The following is a 21,346-nucleotide window of genomic DNA, read 5'->3' as shown; positions in this document are numbered from 1 at the left end:
GGGTATTAAGTCTATCTTCGCCCAAAATCCATCTGATCTGACGGTATGATCCTCTTAAATTCAGTTAAAGCAGCCTTAATCTCAAACTCTCAAACCCGCATTGCATAAAAGGGATCGCAGAATACCCGGCTTTTCCCTTATACTGAAAAAAGGAAGAAAATACCTCTGAGGGATTATGCTCAGTACCGCTCAATCGCATTTATCCGGTCAACGCGTTCTGGTCAGCCGCCCCCGCTCTCAAACCCAGGAGCTGGAAAGCCTGCTGTACCTTTACGGTGCACAGCCCCTGATTTGCCCCTTGATTCAGACCGAGCCCCTCAGCGATACAACGGCCCTCGATCAGGCCCTGCTGAATATTCAAAACTTTGATTGGCTGGTGCTCACCAGCCGCAAGAGCGTAGAGATTTTGGCCCAGCGTCTGCACGCTTTGCATCTTAACCCAGAGTCCACCCTTGGCCAACTCAAATTGGCCTGTGTGGGGGCCCGCAGCGCAGCCGAACTTCAAAAACTGAGCGGAAAGAACGTACTTTACCCAGCCCATCATCAAGCTGAAGATTTAGCCGAAATGCTCTGCCAACACAATCTCAGCGGTCAGCGCGTGCTTTATCTGCATGCGCTGCATGCCCGAGAACTTGTGGCAGAACGTCTCAGCGCAGCAGGGGCCCTGCTCAGCGCTCTGCCCATCTACCAAACCCTGACACCCCAACCTGAGGAAACCCAAGCCCTGCTCAGCTGGCTCGAAAAAGAAGAAGTGGATATTCTGACCTTTGCAAGCCCCTCTGCGGTGGCCCATTTTGCTGAAATCGTTCCTGCCGCGCTTTGGCTGAAAGCAGCAGCACACTGCAAAATAGCGGTCATCGGCCCGATCACAGCACAAGCAGCCAAGCAGGCCCTCGGCAGGGTAGATATTCTGGCCGAAAACGCCAGTGCCGAAGGTTTGGTTCAAGCCCTGCTGGAGGCACAGGCATGAGTGAAAATCGAACCCTGGTGATCGGAGATATTCACGGCTGTGCCCGTGAGCTTCAAAAACTGCTTGAAAACGTTCAGCCCACCCGGGTGATTCTGGTCGGGGATTTATTCACCAAAGGCCCCGACCCTTCAGGCGTTTGGGAGCTGATTCAGCAATACCGCATGCAGGCTGTCTTGGGCAATCACGATGCCTGGCTCTTGAAAATTCGCGATGGCGAAGTAGAACCTCGCCCCAAACATGAACGGATTGTCGATTGTCTTGATCAGCGCGCCCCAGGCTGGGAGAGCTGGTTGCGAAAGTTGCCGCTCTTTTTAGATTTGGACCCGTTTATTGTCGTGCATGCCGGCCTGCATCCCAGCGGGGAGGTCGAAAAAACAACTTCCGAAATGGCATTGCTGATGCGCCATTGGCCCATGGGCAATCTCAGTGCCCCGCATTGGCATGAGGTCTATACCGGTCAGCGAGGGGTCATTTTCGGGCATGATGCCCGCCAGGGACTGGTCTATATCCGCCGGAACAACCAACCTTTTCTGATCGGCCTGGATACAGGCTGCGTCTACGGCAAGAAACTGACGGGCTATCTGCTTGAAAAAGATGAACTGTTTCAAGTCTCCGCCGCCCAGGTTTATCAGCCGATTTACTGCTAAAGAATCATCTTCCATTCACGCTCAAAAAACTGCCTGAGCGTGTCCAAATCGGGCTGAGCGCCACAGCCGGGAAAGAGGCCTGCCAGTTCAGGGCCTGGTTCAAGCGCTCCATTTTCAAGTAGATAGGGCAAGGCCGCTAAAAAGCGCAGGTGGGGAGGGTGCCAGTTCCAAGCAGAAGCCCAATCCCAGCTTTTAAAATATGTGCGGTTCTGCTGAAAATTCTGCCAGCGTTGGCGCAAACCTGGCCGGTGGTATAAATGGGCCTTTACCGCCTCAGGATAGGCCGTTTGGACATTTTGAACCGGCATGCCGAGATGCTGCAAACTGAAATAAAAATAGTTTAAAAACAGTTTGCGCACAACTTCGAGCTTGCCCACCACCCATTCCACAGGTAAATCCCGGTAATCGGAGGGTGAAAGCTTATACTGAATGGCCTCTGGGTAAAGAAAAGTCAACATAGAGGCCTCAGGTAACCCGTGGCCCTGCTGAAAATAACGTTTCAGAATCTGAACCCGCTCCTGATATGACCAATGGTACTGCTGATTGAGAATCAAGAGACTGTCGCCGATACTGATCACCGCATTGTGCAAAGCCATCAACAAAGGCTCCCAACGTATATCTAACCAGGTTTCACGCAGGGGAATACCGGCTTCAATCACCCGCCACAGCTCCACGCCCCGATTGAGCAAAAGCTTAAAGGCTTCACTGGCTGGCAATTCAGCATCTGGAAAATCAGGCAGATTTTCCATGACCTCGGGGCGGCCCCAAATCACCTTGTGCCCATGGCGCAATTCATACCAAAAAAGATTAAAGGGAGCTTTGCGCAAACTTTCAATATCACAGGCCGGGGCAATATCAACCTTGAAAGCAGTTCGTTGGCTTAAAGCCTGGGCAGCATTGTGCAGAGAGGTATTGTAGGCCTGCAAGTCGGCAGAACGTATCTGCCGGAACACCACCAGCAGATCATAATCATCAAAGGGATATTCCTGACCATTTTTACGAAGTACTCCCCCTTCTCCGCGCCCATAGCCACCACTGAGCACAATGGCTTCAATCGTATGTTCGGGCCAGCGTTCACGCAAAGATTGCACAATCATGCGCAAATCCCGCTGGATATGCTGATCCAGCAGCTGTGAACCGTAAAGTGTAAAGCGTGAGGGGGTAAAAAATGTCACCTTCCTATTGTAACTGCCTCCCCTCTGGTTTGTGAGATATTTCCTTCGCAGTTTGCCTGTTATGGGCTATTATAAAGCAAGATGTGAGCGAGAAAGGTGTGCGTATGTATCAGAAACGCACCGCAGTCACCCTTTTGGGAACTGCTGTTATTTTGATTTTTTTCAGTGTCAGTTGTCAACCATCACAACCTGCCGCCAGTCCTTCTGAGCCCCCCTCAGCTTCGGCGACGGCGGTTCAACCCAGCCCCTCGGCCAGTGCAGCAGGTATGCTCAGCAATGTGAAGCTTTGCCCTGCCTGTCATGGCGAATATACCGTGGTAGCAGGTGATAAAACCTGCCCCGCAGAGCCGGTCAATTGCCCCGCCGCAGATCCCCGCGTACGCCCCCTACCGCCCCAGGCCATCGATGAAGCCAAGTTTGAAAGTCTGCAAAAAGAATGGGGGCTGACAGGCCTGCGTACCCCCCCTGAATCCTTGGGCGGCTTAAAACCTGCACTGGCTTTGGCCCAGGGCCAGAAATTTCAATGCGAATCTGGCAATGGCCTCGCGATGATAGGGGGCCTTGGCGGTTTTTGTAAGATTCTACTCACTGAACAGGGCGGTAAAACCGTTCAGATCAATACCCCAGAGGCCTTCCGTAAAATCTTTGCGCCGGTTGAATCGACAGAAGAAGCACTGGCCTTTGCCACAGCGCTGACCACAGCCACCCCGCTCTATGAGTTTGACAAACGCGCCATGAGCAGCCGGGACTTTGGCATGATTGATCTGCGCCCTGAGTTCCGCTATTTCAGCACGTCTTTCGTACCCACCACCGTGGTCAAAGAAGGCGAAAATTACCGCGTCAATCTCTTTGACTTCCAACAGTTTGGCTGTGGCCCCCACCCCCACTATGCGGTCAGCTATCGCGTCAGCAGTGCGGGTGAAGTGAGCGAAATCAGCCGGGTCAAACTCTTTGAAGATCCCAATCTTGATGGTCTGTGCGTGGATTAAATATACATTTTTCTATTATTTTGTTTATTTTTTGAGACCTTTGGGTAAGATAATGGAAAGGGCTTCCCCATTGAAATCTAATCTGGAGAATTTGATATGGCGTCTATAGAAAGAAGAGTTACCCCAACCGCTCCGTTTACACCGGCTCCCCCTTCTGCGCTGCCCCAACCAAGAAACACATCGGCCCCCAGCATCGGCCCAGCCAACCCAGAAGCATATAACGCCGCCCGTCCCCGGCAAAACACATCATCCTCTGGAAATTCAAATGTCAACAGCACCCTGAGCACCATCGCAACAGCCACCCAACGCGTTGAACGGGGCGCAAATGCTGGCGCCAATTTTGTTGAGGCCGCCCAGCGGGTTACTGGCTCAGGCGCAACAGGAGGCCGGGCAGGTTCAGTAATAGGAGCCGCTGCGCCCCGTTTGGGCGTTGCTGCTGCAGGAGTAGGCATTTACAATGCTGTGAATGATCCCAATGCCAGCAATATTATCGGCGCGGTGGGTGCAACAGCTACTGCCGCCAGTGGTGTCGCACAAGCTCGGGCCGCAGCTGCGGGAGAAAGAGCAGCCACCCGCGCAGTTCAAAACCTAGCAGCCCGCTCAGGCAACAGGGCAGCCGCTACGGCAGTCCGTGCCGCAGCACCAGAAATTGCCCGTTCAGCAGCTCAGGCAGCTGCAACCGGCGGTTCACGGGCTGTTGCCAATGCCACAACCGCAGCAGCTCGAACCGCAGCCCGCAGTGGTATTTCTACCACAGCCAGGGTTGCCACCCGTGCCGTTCCCACGGCCGCTCATGCCGCAGCAGGAGCAGCCGGAAGAGCGGGAGGCCGCTTTGTTCCCGGGCTGAATGTCGTGGTTGCTGCTGCTGATACAGCTCAGGCTGGAGTAGATATTTACAATGCCGTGAATGGCAATGGTTCAGTAGGCCGTGCCGTTCTGAGCGGAGTCACAGCGGCAGGTTCAATTGTCGCTGCCAGCAATATACCCGTGGTGAGTCAGATTGGGGCAGGTGTTTCCGCAGCCACAGGCCTGGTTCGGGATCTGTTCTGGAGCAACTGATGGCTTTTGAAATTTTGGAGCAGGTGCCGGGGCATCAGACCCTTCAATTTGAAATTCCCCTGCCCGAGCTTCAACCTCAATATGATGAGTGCTTGGCTCAAGGGTTAAATGGCTCAGCCCTTGAGCTTGCTCTGACGCAGTCTGTTCTGCTCGCTTACTTACAAGAACGGCACTATGCTCTCTGGGCCGCACCTCATCTGTCTGAGCTGCAGCTCACTGAACAGGGATTGGAATTTCGGGCGGCTTTACAGCTTTTACCCAAAGTCGCCCTGCCTGAATACTGCGGAATTCGAGTGGAAGTGCCCCCTGTACCCGTTCCCGATCAGGAAGATTTACTGGAGCGGGTTTCTAATCTACAACTGGGGGCAGCAAAAGAAGAGACTGTGGCGCGTGAAATTTCCTGGGGAGACCGGGTCTATCTCGACCTTGTTGTGACCGTCGGTCAACAACCTGTCCCCCTGAGTGCACGGGTCAATTTTCCAGTTCTGATTGAACCGGAACTTTTTTTTCCGGGATTTGCCGAAGCCCTGATCGGCCACAAAACAGAAGATGCAGTGGATATCACGACTCATCTGCCCATGGACTATGAATACCCAGCCTGGCGTGGTAGGGAAGCAATCTACAATGTTTTTATCCGCCGAGTTTGCAGCTTACAATTGCCCCCACTGGATGAGCATTTTCCAGCTCTGGTGGGCAAGGGTTCAGATTCCGATACCATGATGCAGACAATTTATGACGAAATGCTGGCAGAAAACCAATTATACTGGCAGGATACCGTTGCTGAACTTCTGATGGCAAAACTGGTTCCTGCCTGTGAGTTTGAACTGCCTGAGGACTTAATTCAGGCAGAACAGCTCTCAGATTGGGAAAGATTGGACCATCCGGCTCTGCGAGAGCAGGGGCTTGAAGAATCACTGATTGAACAGGCCAAAACCACCTGGATGAAGTTTCGAAACCTGCGTGAGGAAGCTTACTGGCGCACAGCTGGAGCACTGGTTTTACGTGCTGTCGCAATTCAAGAAGGTTTCAGTCTGAGTTCTGCAGAATGGCAGGAAAGCTTGGATGAACTGGCTGGTAGCTTTGGGCACCAAGGCTCTGAAATGGCTGCCGAACTACGCCAAAGCGGAGAACTTTCTCTGCTGGCAGATCGATTGCTATTGGAGCGGACCTTGCGCTGGCTCGTCAGCCAGGCTGAACTGGTCTATGAAGGACAGCCCCTGAGTGCTGGCGCCTCGGCCCCCCCCTGAACAAATCGCCGAAGAAAAGAGCCAAACAGGCTCTTTTCAGGCCCAAAGGAAACTGTTGTTCTGATATGCTTAAACAAAGCCCCTGGTTGAACCAGGGGCTTTGTTTTATCGCTTTGCTCAGACCGTTACAGCCTGTTTTTCCATCTGCTTGATGCAGCTGGCAAGGATTTCAAGACCCTTGTCGGCATCGCTCTTGTTCATGGCCAGACCCGGACGGAAACGCACACTCTGTTCACCGGAAGAAAGCGCCAGCATCTGGTGCTCAAAGAGTACATCAATCAGCTGATTGCGATAGGCTTTGCTCGGGCAGTCAAAGGCCAGAAGCAAACCACGACCACGGGCATTGGTCATCGAGGCAAATTCGTTTTGCAAACCTTGCAATTGGCCCAGAATATAGTCACCCACTTCAGCGGCATTTTCAATCAGATGCTCTTCAGCCACAACTTCAAGATAGCGGGCACAACGCACCATATCAACCAAATTGCCTCCAAAAGTGGAGTTAATCCGACTGGAAACCTTAAACACTGAATCCACTTCATTGAGACGCTCATTGGCCATAATGCCGCAGATTTGGAATTTCTTACCAAAAACCACAATGTCTGGGTGGGCTTCGGGGTAATGTTCGTAGGCCCACATTTTACCGGTCAGCCCAAAACCTGTCTGCACTTCATCAAAAATCAGGATAATTTCATGTTCATCACAAATCTGACGCAAGGCCTTCAAAAATTCGGGTCGAAAGTGGTTATCGCCCCCTTCTGATTGAATCGGTTCAATAATCATCGCAGCGATATCATCGGGATTCTGAGCGATCGCAGCATGAATTTCAGCCAAAGCCTGCTCTTCAGAGGCAATCACCCTGGCAGTATTGGCTTCATTCATGGGATAAATGCATTTGGGGTTGCTGATCCGGGGCCAATCAAATTTGGGAAAATACATAATCTTATTGGGATCTGTATTGGTCAATGACATGGTATAACCACTGCGGCCATGAAAAGCTTCACGAAAATGCATGATTTGCGTGCCCTTTTCACCCTTGCCCTGGGCCAAATTTTTGCGTACTTTCCAGTCAAAAGCAGCTTTCAGGGCATTTTCAACGGCAAGTGCGCCGCCTGAAATAAAGAAGAAATGCTTGAATTCATCATCTCCGGCCAAACGACCAAAGGTTTCAATAAACTCAGCCATTTCAAGGGTATAAATATCTGAATTGCTGGGCTTGATCTGAGCAACTTTCAGAAGTTTTTCCTGATAAGCCGCATCTTTCATTTTGGGGTGGTTAAAGCCGATGGGCAAACTGGCAAAGAATGAGAAGAAATCTAAAAATTCAGTACCTGTTTTGGCATCATGAAGATAATTTCCATGACTTTTGTCAAAGTCCAGAATAAAATTCATGCCATCGCGCAAAATATGCTGTTCGAGCACTTCAAAAGCATTATCAACTGTAATCTGCATGGTTTTACGATCCTTTTGTTAAAAAAGTCAGCGCGTCAAAAGTATAGAAAAAAAGAGACATGACGCAAAAATTCAGGAATCGCTGCTGTGGCGATCCGCAAGCTCTTAAATATATCTTAACATATCTCGTCAGAAAGAATGAACTGGTTCAGATCAGGCTTTCCAGACCATAGACCAGTTCTTTCAGGCCTTTGACCTTTTCAATCGCCAGCAAAAGCCCTGGCATAAAGGAACTGCGATGGGTACTGTCATGCCGGACGGTCAAAGTCTGGCCCTCGGCTCCGAAAATGACTTCCTGATGGGCCAGCAGCCCTGGCAGACGCACACTGTGAACCGGTATGCCATGCACCTGCTGACCGCGGGCAGGATGGGCTTCTCCCGCATGCTCAACAGGCTTCACAGCATGAATCAGTTCAGCAGTTTTCAAAGCCGTTCCAGAAGGCGCATCTAATTTTTTTTCGTGGTGCAATTCAATCAACTCAACCCAGTCAAAATAAACACGGGCTTGCTGGGCAAAGCGCATCAAAAGCAAAGCCCCGATCGAAAAATTGGGTGCCAACAAAACCCCCAATTGCTGCTTTTGAGCCCGTTGACGAAGATCTTCAATCTGTGCGGGGGTCAGCCCTGTCGCACCGATCACGACGGGCAAGGCAGCCGCTAAAGCCTGACAGGCATGAACATAAGCCGATTCACCCCGGGTCAGGTCTACCCAGACAGTCCCTGCGGGCGCATGGGTCAAGACAGAAGCCAATTGATTGGTCAATTCAAGCCCTGTGGGTTCTATTCCCGCCAAAATGCCAATATCCTGACCCAATCCAGCCTGACGGGTCAAGGCTCCTGCCAAACGGGTCTGGGGCGAGGCCACAATGGCACGAACAGCCTCTAATCCCATGCGTCCAGCCGCTCCGGCTAAGATAACAGGCGTAGAATTTTCTGACATGAAACGATCCTCTGCTCTCAAAATAAAAGCATTATACCCCGTACTGGTCAGCAAATCTCCATCATGGTAAGGTATACAGGCAGCCTAAAATGAGGTGTTTATGCATCAACCCTTTCAACGGATTTTTCCTGACCACAGCCGCGAAGCCTGGTGCAGGCGTCGGCGTTTGAAAAAAAACAATGCGTATTCTCTGCCCGCAGGAGACTACCTGATCTTTGATCTTTACCCCTCTGCATTGGATGATCCTTCGGTCATTTACCTTTTGATCCAGCATGCCCGCAGCCAGACCCACCTGGCCACCCTGGAACTCTCCTTCAACGCAGAAAACGTGCATTTGCGTCTGAGCCATGAGCATCTGCAAAGCCCTGCTGCGCCTCAAACCTTTGAATTGGTCAAAGACACCCTCTCCCAAGAAAGTGCTTTGCAAGAAGAACTCTGGGAGCGCATGCAAGAAGTTGGCTGGATGCACCGTGAACTGCTGCAACAACCTGCGGCGTCAGAAAGCAGTCTGCTTTCTGAAATGACGATTCAATCCCTGGCAGCGGCAATGGAATCCTTGATGCAGGAAACCCACCCCCGCCAATGGGAAAGCCTTTTGGATAGCATGTTGGGCTCTCTCAAACACGAACTGATGGCCGCCATGCATGAACATGTCGCCAGTCAAAACAAAGTCGTTTCACTTTCAGCGGTGCGCAAACAGAAAGAAGCAGCCCAGAAAAAACCCGACTGAATCTAAGTATCCAACTGGGGCCCAGGATTAATCAACGATCGAGCGCCCAAACTCTGACCAGCGGGCCCATAAAATACCGGCGGGAGGCACCAGCAGAAAACAAAAAAACATAACCCCCGCCAAAAACGGCAGCGACCAACCAAAATGATCGGCCAATCTGACAAAATCATTTTCCAAGCCAAAGGAACCATTTTCGGTGTACCAGGCCCGGCTTTCCTCTGAATAGACCAGGTTCCAATTCATAATCAGGTTCTGGAACCAGAGATACCAGCCCAAAGCTGCGTAAAGCGTGCGCTCTTCCTCTTGAACCTTATAGGTAGGAACCATACTGCGCCAGAGAAAAATCGTGGCAATCGCCATTTCACCCCCATGCCCAGCCAGTAAAAAAAGCCACTCTTTGGCTTCACTGAAAGCAAAAAAGGGATAGCACACGGCCATCAGCCCGGTACTGATCAGCAAAGGTTTGCGTTTACTGAAGCCAAACCAGACCGTTGTGAGAATCAAAAGCCACCAGACCAGCAACTGCAACCAAAACGAAGGTTCCAAATGAACCGTTACGGCGTGCCCATCCAGGCGAATGGCCGGCAGGGCAATACTGCCCATAAAATACGCCATCAGCGTATGCCCCATTTCATGCACCACGGATTCAAAGACCCAGCCAATGCTTTTAAACAGAAAAAAAGGCAGCGAAAAAATACCCGCCAGAACCAGCCCCACCCCCAAGTGATGTTTGGCGGATTTGGTCTTAAAAACAGGTTCCATCCAAGACTTGTGTTCAGGTTCGGACGGCGTTTCAAGCAAGGGTTCCTCAAAAGCAGAGGGCTGGCGAACCCCTTCTACCTCTGTCACACTGGCGGAAGCAGAACGCCGCAAGACAAGGCTGCACATCGAACAGCTCAAAGCGGCCACAGAATTCTCATAACCACATTGGGGGCAAGGGAAAGTCTCTGGCATTTCAACCTCTTCTCTGCGCAGAATCGATTTAAAACGGCTTCAGCATAGCCTGAGAACGATTGTTTTTCAAGCCTTCAACCAGTCCAGAATCTGTTCGCGACGGGGCAAGCCCCCACTGTGCACCAATTTCCCATCGATCACCACCGCAGGGGTGCTCATGACCTGGTATTTCAGCAAACTGTCCATGGAAGTATCTTTTTCAACCACCGCCTCAACCCCCAGGTTTTTGATTTCTGAGGCGATCATTTCTGCCGTTTTCTGACACTTTGCACATCCCGAACCCAAAACATAAATTGTTTTCATTGCAATACCTCACTTATTTTAATAAAACAGGGCCCCAAAGATTCAAAATCCAGCCAATCAGGCTGAATGCTAACAAAAGAAAACCAAAAACCCAAGCCAGCAATTTAAACTGCATGACCTGTTTGAGCAGAATAAACTCAGGAAAACTGGCCGCCACTGTGCTCATGCAGAAAGCCAAAGTCGTGCCAATCGGCATGCCCTTGAGCAATAAACTCTTCATGACCGGAATCACACCCGTGGCATTGGAATAAAGCGGAATCCCCAGTACCACAGCGGCAGGAACACTCCACCACTGTCCAGCCCCCAAATAGTCTTCAAAAAATCCAGCAGGAACAAAACCATGCAGGCCAGCGCCCAAACCAACCCCAATCAAAACCCATTTCCAAACCCGTTCAAAAATTTCAAACAGTTCAGATTTGGCGAATTCATGCCGTTCACGCCAGCTTAAGCGTGTATTGAGCGTTGGCTCAGTGGTTTTGGACTGGGCTTGGGCAGCAGCGGCATAGACCTTGGCCACTTCTGGCACCAGCCAACGCTCAGCCTTGAGCAGGTCAAGCAAAGCCCCACCCAACATACCGGTCATCAAGCCCACGAAGATATAAGCAAGGGTCAGTTTCCAACCCAAAAGCTCCAAAAGCATGATCACCGCGACTTCATTGATCAGGGGCGAGGTCAGTAAGAAAGCCAGGGTCACCCCCAGCGGAATTCCCGCTGAGCAAAACCCCAAAAAAAGCGGAATGCTGGAGCAGGAGCAAAAAGGAGTCACTGCGCCCAGAACCGCCCCCATCACATACCCTGTCAGGCGATGACGTCGCGCCAAAAAATCACGTACCCACTCCACCTTGAGCGAAGCCCGCAGCAAGGCGATGCCGTAGATCATGACCGCCAAAAGAAAATAGATTTTAGTGGTATCTTCGATAAAAAAATGCAGGGCATCGCCCCATTTACTCTGGGGGCTGAGCCCCAACAGCGAAAAGACCAACCCATCCGCCAGCCAGGTAAAAATCTTGAGCATTTTAATATCTCCAACGGTTTGAGAGTGCTACCAGTGAGAGCATGACGGGTACTTCAATCAAAACCCCCACCACGGTCGCAAGGGCCGCCCCCGAAGTCAGGCCAAAGAGCGCAATCGCCACAGCCACTGCCAGTTCAAAGAAGTTGCTGGCACCAATCATCGCTGCAGGAGAACAGATCGCGTGGGGTAAGTCTAGTTTTCGCCCCAGCAACCAGGCCAGAAAAAAGATCAGATAGGTTTGCAAAGTCAGCGGCAGGGCAATTAAAAAAATATGCAAGGGATTGCTGAGAATCTGCTGTCCTTGAAAGGCAAAGAGCAAGACCAAGGTACTGAGCAGGGCCAGAATCGAAACAGGCTTGAGTTTGGGCAAGAAAACCTGTTCAAACCAAACTTGGCCCTTGCGGGCCCAAAGAATTTTATGCGTCAACCAACCCGCCACAAGCGGAATCACCACAAAGACCAGCACAGAAGTAAAAAGTGTTCCATAGGGAATCTGAATATTGCTGACCCCCAGTAAAAATCCCACAATCGGAATGAAAGCGACCAATAAAATCAGGTCATTGATCGCCACCTGCACCAGGGTAAAATTGGCATCTCCCTCGGTAAGATACGACCAAACAAAGACCATGGCAGTACAGGGCGCAGCCCCCAATAAAATCGCACCAGCCAGATAGGCCTGGGCCAAGTCCGGTGAAATCCAGGGGCTCAAAAGATGCTTGAAAAAAACCATGGCCAAGAGAGCCATGCTAAACGGCTTAATCAGCCAATTGACCGAGAGCGTCACCACCAGACCTTTGCCATGCTGACTCCAGTTTTTGAGTGAGGCAAAGTCGATCTTGAGCATCATCGGATAAATCATCAACCAAACCAAGACCGCCACGGGCAAATTGACATTGTAAATCTCCCATTTACTGAGCACTTGAATGGAAGGCCCCAAGAGCTGCCCCAAGCCAATGCCGCCAACAATACAAAGCCCTACCCAAAGGGAAAGGTAACGCTCAAAAAAAGCCAACTTGCCCACAGTTTGATCTTTTGTGCTCATGCTGCGCCTCCTTTTGTCAAAAAAAGCGGCGCTTGATCTTCTGGCATTTGCGCCAATTCTTCAGGAGTCAGGCGGGCATAGATTTCAATTAAATTACCATCAGGATCTTTGAGCCAAAGCTCATGCAAGGGTGTGCCCCGCCAGGTGGTACGCGCCGGTTGATGAATCAGCCAATTTTGACGTTCAGCCAATGCTTCAGCCTCAATGACCGCCTGCCGGTCTTGGACTCCCACCCCCAGATGATACAGCGTATCGTGGTGCAATTCCTGCCCATCATTCACCAAAATCACAAAATTAACCTGGAGTTCTGGTCGGTAGAAAATCGCATAACGGTGTGTCCACTCTTTGGGGGGAGCCCCCAACAACGACGTGTAAAAAGCCACACTGGCAGGTAAATCTGTGCTGCGAATACTGAGATGAAACTCTTCAGGTTGAAGAAACGCTTTGACTTCCAGACTGGCTTTCAGCAATGCCAGCCGCCCGGCGATCTGCTCGCGAATGATACGAAAATTTGCCAATTGAGCAGCTTCGCTCTCCGCCGGGGCTGCCGGGTCAGACAAAGGCCAATGCAAGCGCTGCAAAGGCCCCGAAACCACCGGGCAGACCTCTTCCGCGCAGAGGGTAATGACCAGATCGACCTGGCTCAGGTCGATCTCCTGAACCGATTTTGAACGCTGAACAGCAGTGTCTATGCCCAACTCAGACATAGCCTGAATCGCCAGCGGATGTACAGATGAAGGCTTTGAGCCTGCGCTTTGAATCGTGTACTCGGACCCCAAGATTTGGCGGGCCAAGCCCTCGGCCATTTGGCTACGGGCCGAATTGGCGACACAGAGAAAGAGAATACTTTTCATAAAAACCTTTCTAACAACAGTCCTTTCCGTTTTGAATACGACAGAGGGCAACCGGATCCAGCTCCAAAATCTGTTGAATCTTGATTTGATCAGCTTCTAAACTGAGATCATTCTGCCAAAATTGCGTCAACCAGAGGAAGGTCGCAGCAATTTCAGATCGAGGTTGGGAGGGCAGAAAAAAATAGATCCAGCGGCCCTGTTTACGGGATTGAATCAATCCCGCCTGTTTTAAAATCGCCAAATGCTTAGATATTGTGGAATTTGCGAGTTCAAAAACGGCAACAATCTGACAGGCACAAAGTTCCCTGCTGTTCAGCAGCGCCAAAATCCGCAGACGGGTTTGATCTGCCAGCGCTTTTGTTAAAAACTCAAGATTCTGTAGGGGAGTGTTTTGTAAAAGATTATTGGGAGCAGCAAACGGCATGCGCCTGCTCCTTGACCACTTGAGAGCTGAATTCTGGATCATTCCACTCGCTGTCTTCATGGAAGGCATACACTTCCCATTGCACCCCATCGGGGTCATGTACCCAAAATTTGTCTTGCAGGGCATAACAGCAACGGGTCTGCTGCTCAATCAGGGCAATTTGAACCCCCCTTTGCTCGGCTTGGGTTTGCCAAGCCTGAACAGCATCAGCACTCTCGACCACAAACCCGACATGCCCAAATCCCGCGTTGACACGCTCAGGGTTCTGCACCAGAGAAAGTACCAAGCCCGAGTCGAGCAGCTCAAATTTGGCATAATCGGCTTTGATTTTAACCGGTTCCACACCTAAAAATCGGGTGTAAAAATCTGCCGAAGCCACAAGATTGGAAACATACAAACTGAGATGGTTTTTCATCGGAGAGCCTCATTTTTATATTTCGCTATATATCGAATTATATAATATCACAGAGGGCCTCCGTCAATTCTTTCGTCGCCCCCTCAAAAAACATTTTTAGTTGCCGAGCGGATGCAAAAGCTGGAAAGGCTTACGAACGCAGCCTGAGCTGTGCTAACCTGAGAGCTCCAATGAAAAAAAAGATTCCCCACACCCCATTTCAAACCTATTCAAAAAAAGATTAAATCAAAGCATGTTTTAATCTAAATATTTACTGTTTTCATTCATTTTAGGCAATATTATTGATTTTTATTATTCTCCTATTTTGAACCAAATGGATTGAAAAAGCTGTCTGATACCTCTATTGATGAAAAGAAAGTTTAACCTCGTAATGTTGCAAAAAATAAGCGCTTATCTTTCCCCCCAAAATTTCAAACCCGATCTCTTATCTGGTTTAACCGTTGCACTGGCCCTGATTCCCGAAGCAATTGCCTTTGCCTTTGTCGCCAAGGTAGACCCCATGGTGGGTCTCTATGCGGCGTTCATGGTCAGCCTAATTGCGGGCCTGCTCAGTGGCCGCCCGGGTATGATTTCGGGCGCCACCGGGGCCTTGGCCGTGGTCATGGTTTCTCTGGTGGTTTCGCATGGCGTACAGTATTTATTCGCCGCTGTGGTGCTGATGGGACTAATCCAAATCCTGGCAGGCCTCTTCAAGCTGGGTAAATTTTCGCGCATGATTCCCCACCCGGTCATGCTCGGGTTTGTCAATGGTCTGGCCATCGTGATTATGTTGGCTCAAATTCCGCAAATGCAAACCCAAACCCCTGAAGGTCACTGGGGTTGGCTGCACGGGGAATGGCTCCCCCCCCAGATCTTAGTCCCCATGCTGGCACTGATTGCCCTGACCATGGCCATTACCCATTTTTTACCCAAACTGACCCGCGCGGTGCCCTCTTCTCTTGCCGCAATTGTTCTGATCAGCCTGGGGGTAGGCCTCTTTCAACTCCAAACCCCCACGGTCGCAGATATGCTCAAAGGACAAAGTTTACACGCTGCCCTGCCCGCATTTCAGATTCCAGCCGTGCCATTGACGTTTGAGACCCTGAAAATTATCCTGCCCTATTCTCTGATTCTGGCTTTTATTGGTTTGATCGAATCTTTGATGACCTTGGCCCTGATCGATGAAATTACTGAAACCCGTGGCCAAACCAACCGCGAATGCCTGGCCCAGGGAACCGCAAATATCATCACAGGATTTTTTGGCGGCATGGGCGGGTGTGCCATGATTGGTCAAAGCATGATCAATATTCAATCCGGAGGCCGGGGGCGACTGGCTTGTATCGTCGCCGGGCTGGGACTTTTAACTTGTATCTTGTTTGCCGCCCCCCTGATGACACGAATCCCGCTGGCAGCACTGGTCGGTGTAATGTTCATGGTCGTGATCGGTACCTTTGAATGGTCAAGTTTGCGCATTCTGGGCAAAATCCCCAAAAGTGATGCCTTTGTCTTGATTTTGGTCTCTGGGGTGACTGTTTTGACGGATCTTGCTACTGCGGTTCTGGCAGGCATCGTGGTTTCGGCGCTGGTCTTCAGTTGGAAAAAAGCAGAATATATTCAGGTCGAGTCCTCTCTTGACGCTGAGGGGGGCAAACATTACCAGATCAAAGGCTATCTGTTTTTTGCTTCGGTGCAAAACTTTTTAGAAGCCTTTGATGTCAAAGCCGATCCCCTGGCCATTTATATCGACTTTGAAGCTTCAAGAATCATGGATCATTCAGGGCTTGAAGCGGTACACAGCTTAACCGAGAAATATCTGAAACAGGGCAAAGAGCTGCATCTTTACCACCTCAGTCAGGAATGCCGTGAGCTGGTCAAAAAAGCAGAGGGACTGATTCAGGTCAATGTCAAAACCGGCCCCTTGAGCGAAGTTTCACTCAAGGTTTGAGTTCTTTCACACGGGTTAAATATGCCTATAACCATTGCTTTCGCTTGAGAGCCTTGATTATTATCGCGTCGATGGTATTTTTGATCTTTCTTATAAAAAAGGCAATAAACCCGCCGCAATCATGGGCAAGATCAACAACGCCAGCTTCAAACGCTCAAAAGGCGTAAAGTCAGGGTATTCACTGAGATGTTGCTGGGTTTCACCAAATAATAGTTTAAACATAAACTTAAAAAACGAATACATATTCAATATATTGACAGCCAAAAAGAAAATCATAATAAATTTTGATTTTTCAGATATTTCTTCTAAAACAGCATCAAAAACAATAAAAGAAGCAAATCCAGGTGTAAACGTCAGCATCAACAGAATCGAAATCGCGATCATGCTGATATATTTATAGCGATTGCCAATACCCAAATAGGCCTGAAGACTGTCAAGATCCAAACGCCGGGACAAATACTTGATAAAGAAATCGAGAATGAACAAAGAGATCAAGTTGAGACCAAAATAGTAAAGCGCATTGTAGTGCTCTAGATTACCAAAAAATAAGATCGCACTTGCAGAAACGCAAAAATAACTGGATTTTATTTTGATAAGATAATGCTCAATGGTTGTGTGTTTCAAACTCAAGAATGAAAAAAACAAAGCCCCCAAAAGCAGACCACCGGAAAGATACAACTGCTGAATAAAGGCATGGCGTTCCAGCCAGATCAACCCCAATACGCCACTCCCCCCAATCAGCAAAACCAGGGCTTGAGAGCGAAAAATCGGCACTTGAACCAACCGCTCAGTGAGCGCTTCCAGCTTGTGGTTCAGAAAAGTCTGAAACTGCTTCAGAGGTTTTAAAAGCGTCTGCCAAGCCAGGGTCAGCCCAAAATTATGGTAAACCAGTTTATAACTCCAAATGCGTGTCGAACGGGGCAAAAACATTTCAAAATGCAACCCATGGGGGTCAAATAAATGGTAATTCATTTTTTCAAGATGGTGAAAATGGTGAATATTGGAAGGTGTGCGAATAAATTGGTAGGTTTTCAAAAGCGCATTGGAAACGGTATGCAATAAAACAAGTTCATACCAACCCAAGGCAAACTCCATATAGATCAGGCCGACCTGCACCACCGTGGCATAGGCCAATGTCGATTTAACATCGGTTTGAATCCGGCTTTTCAAACTGGCGTAGACAGCCGAAAGCAAGCCCATCCAAAACAGCAGAAAATGAATCCAGACATGGGCTTCAAAAAAGACGCGAAACTTGACCAATAGAATCACCCCAGCATGAATCGACAAGGCCCCATAAAAGATCGCGCTGGAGGTTGTCGGCCCTTCCATGGCCCGAGGCACCCATTTTGAAAAGGGAAAAAGAGCAGATTTTCCCATCGAGGCAAGACAGAGCACGCAAAGGAAAAAGACGGAAGCCTGGTGAGAAGTTTTTGAAAGAATAAAGCCATGTTGTTCGTGCTGAAAGAGTAATAGCGCCAAAATTAAAAACAAATCACAAAATTTATAAATTCCCAATACAAATAGTGCATTGTCTACTGTTTTTTGACTGCCTTGATAAAAGGAGATCAGGAAGATTGAGGCCAAGCCAAGCAATTCCCAAGCAATCAAAACAAAGTAGAAATTAGCGCTTAAGATCAGCGTATAGAGCGCCAATTGCATTAAATAGAAATTGATAAAAAACTTGTAATAGCCTTCTTCGTAGGCCAAATAGCTGATCGAAAAACGCCCGATCACACCACTTAGAAAACTCGCCAAGAGCAAGAAAACACAAGTTGAAAGCTCAAGGTGAATTTGCAGATGATAGACAGGTTTGGCATCTTGCATCCAGCTAAAAAGTAAAAAGTCATAGTTTCCATGCCTGGCGACAAAAGCCGAAGTGCCCAAGGCACACGCAAAGAGCAAGATTTGGGTCAAGATCGCCAAAAAGCTGAGCGAGCGGGAATAATTCCGTACCTTCACAACCCGCACGAGAATGGCATAAAGAAACATCAAAAGCGGCAAAACAATCAGAGGAACACCAAACAGAGGGGCATAGCTCACGGGCATAGTTGTCTCTCCAACAAAGCAACGGGGATCAGGTTGCTGGCATCAGTGGGAATATTTTCTGAACAAACATAGCTCAAATATTCGGCTTCAGGAATTTCAAGCGGCACAAAACCCTGATTTTGAAAACCAAAGAAGGTTTCAGTACGCGCATGGTAAACAAGCAAAGAAACCCACCTGTTTTTCACAAGATTTTCGAGTTGTGGATTCTCCAACAAAATTGCGTGTACAATTTCGGGTTCGCTTTCTATCACAAAGAGAATTCTGCGTGGGTCGTGAATTTCAACCATCTGTTTTGAAAGCCCCAAGCGAAGATCACTGGCAAAGCCACTCATCACGGCATAATCACAGGTAATATTGTGGCTCAGTTTCGAGCCACAGCCATAGACTTCGGGATCCATACTGCTGAAATAGTATTCCAAACTGATGCCCGCACAGACGGGCATGACCGCTGCCATGCTTTTGGCAAGCACAGAACCATCATCCGAATCGGGATTATAGGAACAGAGAAAAGCTCTGCGATCAAAAAAGATATGTTGATTGAGGCTGCGCCGCCCAATCACGCAAAGCGCCTGGGTTGCATGGTTGTATTCCGGTCGGGCCTCGGCCAAATCATTCGAACGCTTGAAGACCTGTTTAAACGCACTTAAAATGCCCAGACGCTTGGAAATATTAAAAAATTTACGTGCCCGCTCAGCAGCGTTGTATTTCAAGGCCCGATTCATTTTCGCGACATAATGCGCGTGGCGCTGCTTTTGCTGCGCGGTTAAAGACGGTTCAGACCAGAGCAAACTGTCCTGGCAGGTATCATGATACCCTGCGATAAAAATCGTTGTTTCGGGAAGCTCAAGTGCATGATTGGCTTTGAGCAGAGTTCGTACTTCAGGGGTATTGGCAAGTGTCGCAAAAACACGGGCATTGGCCCGTCCTTCTCCCCCGCCACAGGCGCCACAGTTATAGGCATATTCATGGGGGTTGTTGATACTTGAAGAGCCATGCCCCACCACATAGATAAATTCACTGAAATTTTCAAGTAAATCAATCGTTTTCAGCAATTGATAAACCTTTTCAGCGGCCTGAGCATAAGACAAACCCAATACCTGGCCCTGTTCATGAAAGATCAAATCTTCAAGCTCTTGTTCTGGCAGAAAATAAGCACGTATCGATTGGCGTAAAACCAGATCTAAATAGGGCAAAAATACCTTGATAAAAAAGGGAATCGCGCTGAGAAAACCAGTCACCACAGTAATCAGATAAGCAAAAAATGAAATTTTGGAATGCGTTGAATAGCTACGGAAGACTCTGGCATAGGTTTGACTGAGCGAAACTTGAGCCTTGCTCTTTTTCACCTGTTGAACCTGAAAAGTTTCTTGAATCACACCCGGGCAGAGTTTGCGTGAACGAACTTCATTATGGGCTTGAAAATACATATTCATTTCAAAATAACCCGCCACACCAAAGGTTTCACAATCTGGCACCTGGGCTTCAATATAACGACGCAACGATTCTTCACGATCATCGATACAGGTAATATATTGAAAAGCGGGAGGGGATGAAACCGTTTGTTCAAGCTGTTTCACCTGCTTAAAAACCGAAAGAACCTCAAGGGCATAGGTCTTCTCAAGGGCGCGTTGGTAAATTAATTTACGCTGTTCCTTAAGCAAAACACGCAACAGATGCAGCCATCTTTTCTTCTCAGTAGGAGAGGCCTGCCATTCGCCCGGCCCCAGATGCAAATCAAAAAAGTGAAGACTCAAATAAAGCCATTCGGCTTGCAGATCGTCTTGCTTTTGCTTGGCCCGTTCAAGCTGGTGGTACAAAAGCACTTTTTCTTCAAAACGGGGAAGATAGGCCTTGCAGGCCACATACTCAAACACCAGTTTGACCAGGAGAAACTCCTTCAAAACAAAAGAAGTACCATCCAAACGCTGCTCAGGCTCGTGCTCCATCTGATTGAATAGACCCGCCCAACCGCGCAAACGCAACCCCATTGCCAAGAGGTATTTTTTGTAGTTTTCAGGTTGAAGCTGAAGGGCTTCAAGATAGTAAAGCAAAGCCTGATCTGGATTAAGATCTTGAACCGAAGAGTGAAACAATTCCAAGTGAAGCATACGGGCAAAGGTATTTTCGAGTAAATAAGGCGAGCGATAATTTTCAAGGAAACAGGCCCAAAGACCCTCTCGCTTATACTCCACTTTCCAATAAGCACAGCCCGGATCAGCATAGGCACTGAAAAATTTTGCCATCAAAGGATTGATCTGGGTATCAATATCGACCCCTTTTTGCGCAAGAATGACCTCACGATAGGTGGGGTAAGTCAATGTCGAAGAAATTGGCTCAGCAATTGCAACTTCAGCGATCAGGCTTTTAAGCTCGCTGAGAAGCGCTTGGCGAGGTTCCTGTAACAGTTTTTTTTCAATCGTATTTTTCAAGCTCAAACGGGGGGGATTCAGAAAAACCTGCAAAAGCGCCTGTAATTCTTGCTCAGAAAGAGATTCCTGCTCAGAATACCAAGCCCTTAATTCAGACGCTAAAACAGACAAGGCGATCTTTCCCTGCTGAAGATATTCCAAATAGCGTTTTTGTTCTAAAAAACAATATCCCCCGTAGAGCTCACGCGCTTGCTGGCAAGCCACCTCAAAGGGCAGAGATTCAAATGCTGCCAGCGGATTATGGTGTACAAAATGCTGCAAAGCACCCTGATGGGGCAAATAACGACTTACCCAGTCTAAATCCAGCTCAAAGCTCACAGATTCAGCCATTCTCAGACGTTTCAGTCAACTCCGCCACCATGAAAAAATAATAGAGGGCAAGAGAAATCAGTTTGCAATAATTGTAAATCAGCAAAGGAATCACCACCGCTCCCACCCCAATCAGCCCAAAAGCGACAGGATAGGTCAGTGCTTTCATAATCCAGGCTGCCGAAACCGGCAAAAGCCAGACAAAGATAAACACCACATAGGAAATTGGCAAAGCCCCCAATAAAAAGCCATTGCCCTTGTCGATCAACAAATCGCAACCCGGACAGCGGGTTTGAAAGGAAAACAAACCCGCGATCGGACGCCAACCGCAACGCGGACAGGCCAAACTTAAACAACGGCCCACGACTTTTAAGCGCGGCAAAAGACCTGGAGATTCTGTCTTTTGAGGTAGATCACGCATGGCT

20 protein-coding genes and 1 pseudogene are annotated in these 21,346 nt (G+C 49.0%); 7 read left to right on the top strand and 14 right to left on the bottom strand.

Annotated features, from left to right (window positions below; genetic code table 11):
* Positions 1-175 precede the first annotated feature (175 nt).
* Positions 176-970: a hypothetical protein gene (locus tag COW20_21375; protein PIW45249.1), complete on the top strand. Its 795-nt coding sequence runs from the start codon at positions 176-178 to the stop codon at positions 968-970.
* A complete protein-coding gene (locus COW20_21370; GenBank protein PIW45248.1) occupies positions 967-1,617 on the top strand; it encodes a metallophosphatase in 651 nt (216 codons plus the stop codon). The genes COW20_21375 and COW20_21370 overlap by 4 nt, the downstream gene beginning before the upstream one ends.
* Here COW20_21370 and COW20_21365 read toward each other — a convergent pair.
* Complete coding sequence (locus COW20_21365) at positions 1,614-2,792, bottom strand: hypothetical protein (GenBank protein ID PIW45247.1); 1,179 nt, start codon at positions 2,790-2,792, stop codon at positions 1,614-1,616. The two genes, COW20_21370 and COW20_21365, sit on opposite strands and share 4 nt — an antisense overlap.
* A gap of 104 nt (positions 2,793-2,896) precedes the next feature.
* Here COW20_21365 and COW20_21360 point away from each other — a divergent pair, with 104 nt between their 5' ends.
* The 3 genes from COW20_21360 (at position 2,897) to COW20_21350 (ending at position 6,087) form a co-directional block, all read left to right on the top strand.
* Complete coding sequence (locus tag COW20_21360) at positions 2,897-3,781, top strand: hypothetical protein (GenBank protein ID PIW45246.1); 885 nt, start codon at positions 2,897-2,899, stop codon at positions 3,779-3,781.
* Between the two features lie 96 nt (positions 3,782-3,877).
* Positions 3,878-4,840: a hypothetical protein gene (locus tag COW20_21355; GenBank protein ID PIW45245.1), complete on the top strand. Its 963-nt coding sequence runs from the start codon at positions 3,878-3,880 to the stop codon at positions 4,838-4,840.
* The gene (locus COW20_21350; protein ID PIW45244.1) at positions 4,840-6,087 is read left to right on the top strand and encodes a hypothetical protein; all 1,248 of its coding nucleotides are present in this window, start codon (positions 4,840-4,842) and stop codon (positions 6,085-6,087) included. The genes COW20_21355 and COW20_21350 overlap by 1 nt, the downstream gene beginning before the upstream one ends.
* 117 nt (positions 6,088-6,204) lie before the next feature.
* Here the strand turns inward: COW20_21350 and COW20_21345 are convergent, their stop codons facing one another.
* A complete protein-coding gene (locus COW20_21345; GenBank protein ID PIW45243.1) occupies positions 6,205-7,536 on the bottom strand; it encodes an L-lysine 6-transaminase in 1,332 nt (443 codons plus the stop codon).
* A gap of 148 nt (positions 7,537-7,684) precedes the next feature.
* The gene (locus COW20_21340; GenBank protein ID PIW45242.1) at positions 7,685-8,476 is read right to left on the bottom strand and encodes a 4-hydroxy-tetrahydrodipicolinate reductase; all 792 of its coding nucleotides are present in this window, start codon (positions 8,474-8,476) and stop codon (positions 7,685-7,687) included.
* Between the two features lie 100 nt (positions 8,477-8,576).
* Here COW20_21340 and COW20_21335 point away from each other — a divergent pair, with 100 nt between their 5' ends.
* Positions 8,577-9,206, top strand: a complete 630-nt coding sequence (locus COW20_21335) for a hypothetical protein (protein ID PIW45241.1) — start codon at positions 8,577-8,579, stop codon at positions 9,204-9,206.
* A gap of 27 nt (positions 9,207-9,233) precedes the next feature.
* On the opposite strand, the gene COW20_21330 is transcribed toward COW20_21335, so the two are convergent.
* From COW20_21330 to COW20_21295, 8 genes and pseudogenes are all read right to left on the bottom strand, one after another.
* Positions 9,234-10,160: a hypothetical protein gene (locus tag COW20_21330; GenBank protein PIW45240.1), complete on the bottom strand. Its 927-nt coding sequence runs from the start codon at positions 10,158-10,160 to the stop codon at positions 9,234-9,236.
* Between the two features lie 66 nt (positions 10,161-10,226).
* Positions 10,227-10,463, bottom strand: coding sequence for a thioredoxin family protein (locus COW20_21325; protein PIW45239.1), 237 nt, complete (start codon positions 10,461-10,463; stop codon positions 10,227-10,229).
* A gap of 13 nt (positions 10,464-10,476) precedes the next feature.
* Complete coding sequence (locus COW20_21320) at positions 10,477-11,478, bottom strand: hypothetical protein (GenBank protein PIW45238.1); 1,002 nt, start codon at positions 11,476-11,478, stop codon at positions 10,477-10,479.
* A gap of 1 nt (position 11,479) precedes the next feature.
* Entirely contained in the window at positions 11,480-12,520 is a 1,041-nt protein-coding gene (arsB, locus tag COW20_21315; GenBank protein PIW45237.1) for an arsenical-resistance protein, read from the bottom strand.
* Positions 12,517-12,975 (bottom strand): glyoxalase, encoded by a 459-nt coding sequence (locus COW20_21310; GenBank protein ID PIW45263.1) that lies wholly within the window; start codon positions 12,973-12,975, stop codon positions 12,517-12,519. Before COW20_21310 ends, arsB begins: the two co-directional genes overlap by 4 nt.
* Positions 12,976-12,993: 18 nt before the next feature.
* Positions 12,994-13,374 (bottom strand): annotated as a pseudogene (locus tag COW20_21305) (low molecular weight phosphatase family protein).
* A 10-nt stretch (positions 13,375-13,384) separates the two neighbouring features.
* Positions 13,385-13,924, bottom strand: a complete 540-nt coding sequence (locus COW20_21300) for a hypothetical protein (GenBank protein PIW45236.1) — start codon at positions 13,922-13,924, stop codon at positions 13,385-13,387.
* Entirely contained in the window at positions 13,776-14,213 is a 438-nt protein-coding gene (locus COW20_21295) for a hypothetical protein (protein ID PIW45235.1), read from the bottom strand. Before COW20_21295 ends, COW20_21300 begins: the two co-directional genes overlap by 149 nt.
* Before the next feature lie 370 nt (positions 14,214-14,583).
* Here COW20_21295 and COW20_21290 point away from each other — a divergent pair, with 370 nt between their 5' ends.
* A complete protein-coding gene (locus COW20_21290; GenBank protein ID PIW45234.1) occupies positions 14,584-16,137 on the top strand; it encodes a sodium-independent anion transporter in 1,554 nt (517 codons plus the stop codon).
* Positions 16,138-16,227: 90 nt separating this feature from the next.
* Here the strand turns inward: COW20_21290 and COW20_21285 are convergent, their stop codons facing one another.
* Genes COW20_21285 through COW20_21275 form a run of 3 tightly spaced genes read right to left on the bottom strand, consistent with a single transcriptional unit; the run spans position 16,228 to position 21,342 of the window.
* Positions 16,228-18,183, bottom strand: a complete 1,956-nt coding sequence (locus COW20_21285) for a hypothetical protein (protein PIW45233.1) — start codon at positions 18,181-18,183, stop codon at positions 16,228-16,230.
* Complete coding sequence (locus COW20_21280; protein PIW45232.1) at positions 18,174-20,942, bottom strand: hypothetical protein; 2,769 nt, start codon at positions 20,940-20,942, stop codon at positions 18,174-18,176. Before COW20_21280 ends, COW20_21285 begins: the two co-directional genes overlap by 10 nt.
* Positions 20,935-21,342, bottom strand: a complete 408-nt coding sequence (locus COW20_21275; GenBank protein PIW45231.1) for a hypothetical protein — start codon at positions 21,340-21,342, stop codon at positions 20,935-20,937. Before COW20_21275 ends, COW20_21280 begins: the two co-directional genes overlap by 8 nt.
* Positions 21,343-21,346 lie beyond the last annotated feature (4 nt).

It is taken from the genome of bacterium (Candidatus Blackallbacteria) CG13_big_fil_rev_8_21_14_2_50_49_14 (assembly GCA_002783405.1).
In the GTDB taxonomy this organism is placed as follows: Bacteria; Cyanobacteriota; Sericytochromatia; order UBA7694; family UBA7694.
The sequence above is the reverse complement of the archived record's forward strand: the minus strand, read 5'-3'. Positions and strand labels throughout refer to the sequence as shown.

Excerpts from the sequence above, each read along its gene's own strand:
- COW20_21375 (PIW45249.1), top strand. The coding sequence starts at position 176 with ATGCTCAGTACCGCTCAATCGCATTTATCCGGTCAACGCGTTCTGGTC.
- COW20_21370 (PIW45248.1), top strand. The coding sequence starts at position 967 with ATGAGTGAAAATCGAACCCTGGTGATCGGAGATATTCACGGCTGTGCC.
- COW20_21360 (PIW45246.1), top strand. The coding sequence starts at position 2,897 with ATGTATCAGAAACGCACCGCAGTCACCCTTTTGGGAACTGCTGTTATT.
- COW20_21355 (PIW45245.1), top strand. The coding sequence starts at position 3,878 with ATGGCGTCTATAGAAAGAAGAGTTACCCCAACCGCTCCGTTTACACCG.
- COW20_21350 (PIW45244.1), top strand. The coding sequence starts at position 4,840 with ATGGCTTTTGAAATTTTGGAGCAGGTGCCGGGGCATCAGACCCTTCAA.
- COW20_21345 (PIW45243.1), bottom strand. The coding sequence starts at position 7,536 with ATGCAGATTACAGTTGATAATGCTTTTGAAGTGCTCGAACAGCATATT.
- COW20_21340 (PIW45242.1), bottom strand. The coding sequence starts at position 8,476 with ATGTCAGAAAATTCTACGCCTGTTATCTTAGCCGGAGCGGCTGGACGC.
- COW20_21335 (PIW45241.1), top strand. The coding sequence starts at position 8,577 with ATGCATCAACCCTTTCAACGGATTTTTCCTGACCACAGCCGCGAAGCC.
- COW20_21330 (PIW45240.1), bottom strand. The coding sequence starts at position 10,160 with ATGCCAGAGACTTTCCCTTGCCCCCAATGTGGTTATGAGAATTCTGTG.
- COW20_21325 (PIW45239.1), bottom strand. The coding sequence starts at position 10,463 with ATGAAAACAATTTATGTTTTGGGTTCGGGATGTGCAAAGTGTCAGAAA.
- COW20_21320 (PIW45238.1), bottom strand. The coding sequence starts at position 11,478 with ATGCTCAAGATTTTTACCTGGCTGGCGGATGGGTTGGTCTTTTCGCTG.
- arsB (PIW45237.1), bottom strand. The coding sequence starts at position 12,520 with ATGAGCACAAAAGATCAAACTGTGGGCAAGTTGGCTTTTTTTGAGCGT.
- COW20_21300 (PIW45236.1), bottom strand. The coding sequence starts at position 13,924 with ATGCCCTGCAAGACAAATTTTGGGTACATGACCCCGATGGGGTGCAAT.
- COW20_21295 (PIW45235.1), bottom strand. The coding sequence starts at position 14,213 with ATGAAAAACCATCTCAGTTTGTATGTTTCCAATCTTGTGGCTTCGGCA.
- COW20_21290 (PIW45234.1), top strand. The coding sequence starts at position 14,584 with ATGTTGCAAAAAATAAGCGCTTATCTTTCCCCCCAAAATTTCAAACCC.
- COW20_21285 (PIW45233.1), bottom strand. The coding sequence starts at position 18,183 with ATGCCCGTGAGCTATGCCCCTCTGTTTGGTGTTCCTCTGATTGTTTTG.
- COW20_21280 (PIW45232.1), bottom strand. The coding sequence starts at position 20,942 with ATGGCTGAATCTGTGAGCTTTGAGCTGGATTTAGACTGGGTAAGTCGT.
- COW20_21275 (PIW45231.1), bottom strand. The coding sequence starts at position 21,342 with ATGCGTGATCTACCTCAAAAGACAGAATCTCCAGGTCTTTTGCCGCGC.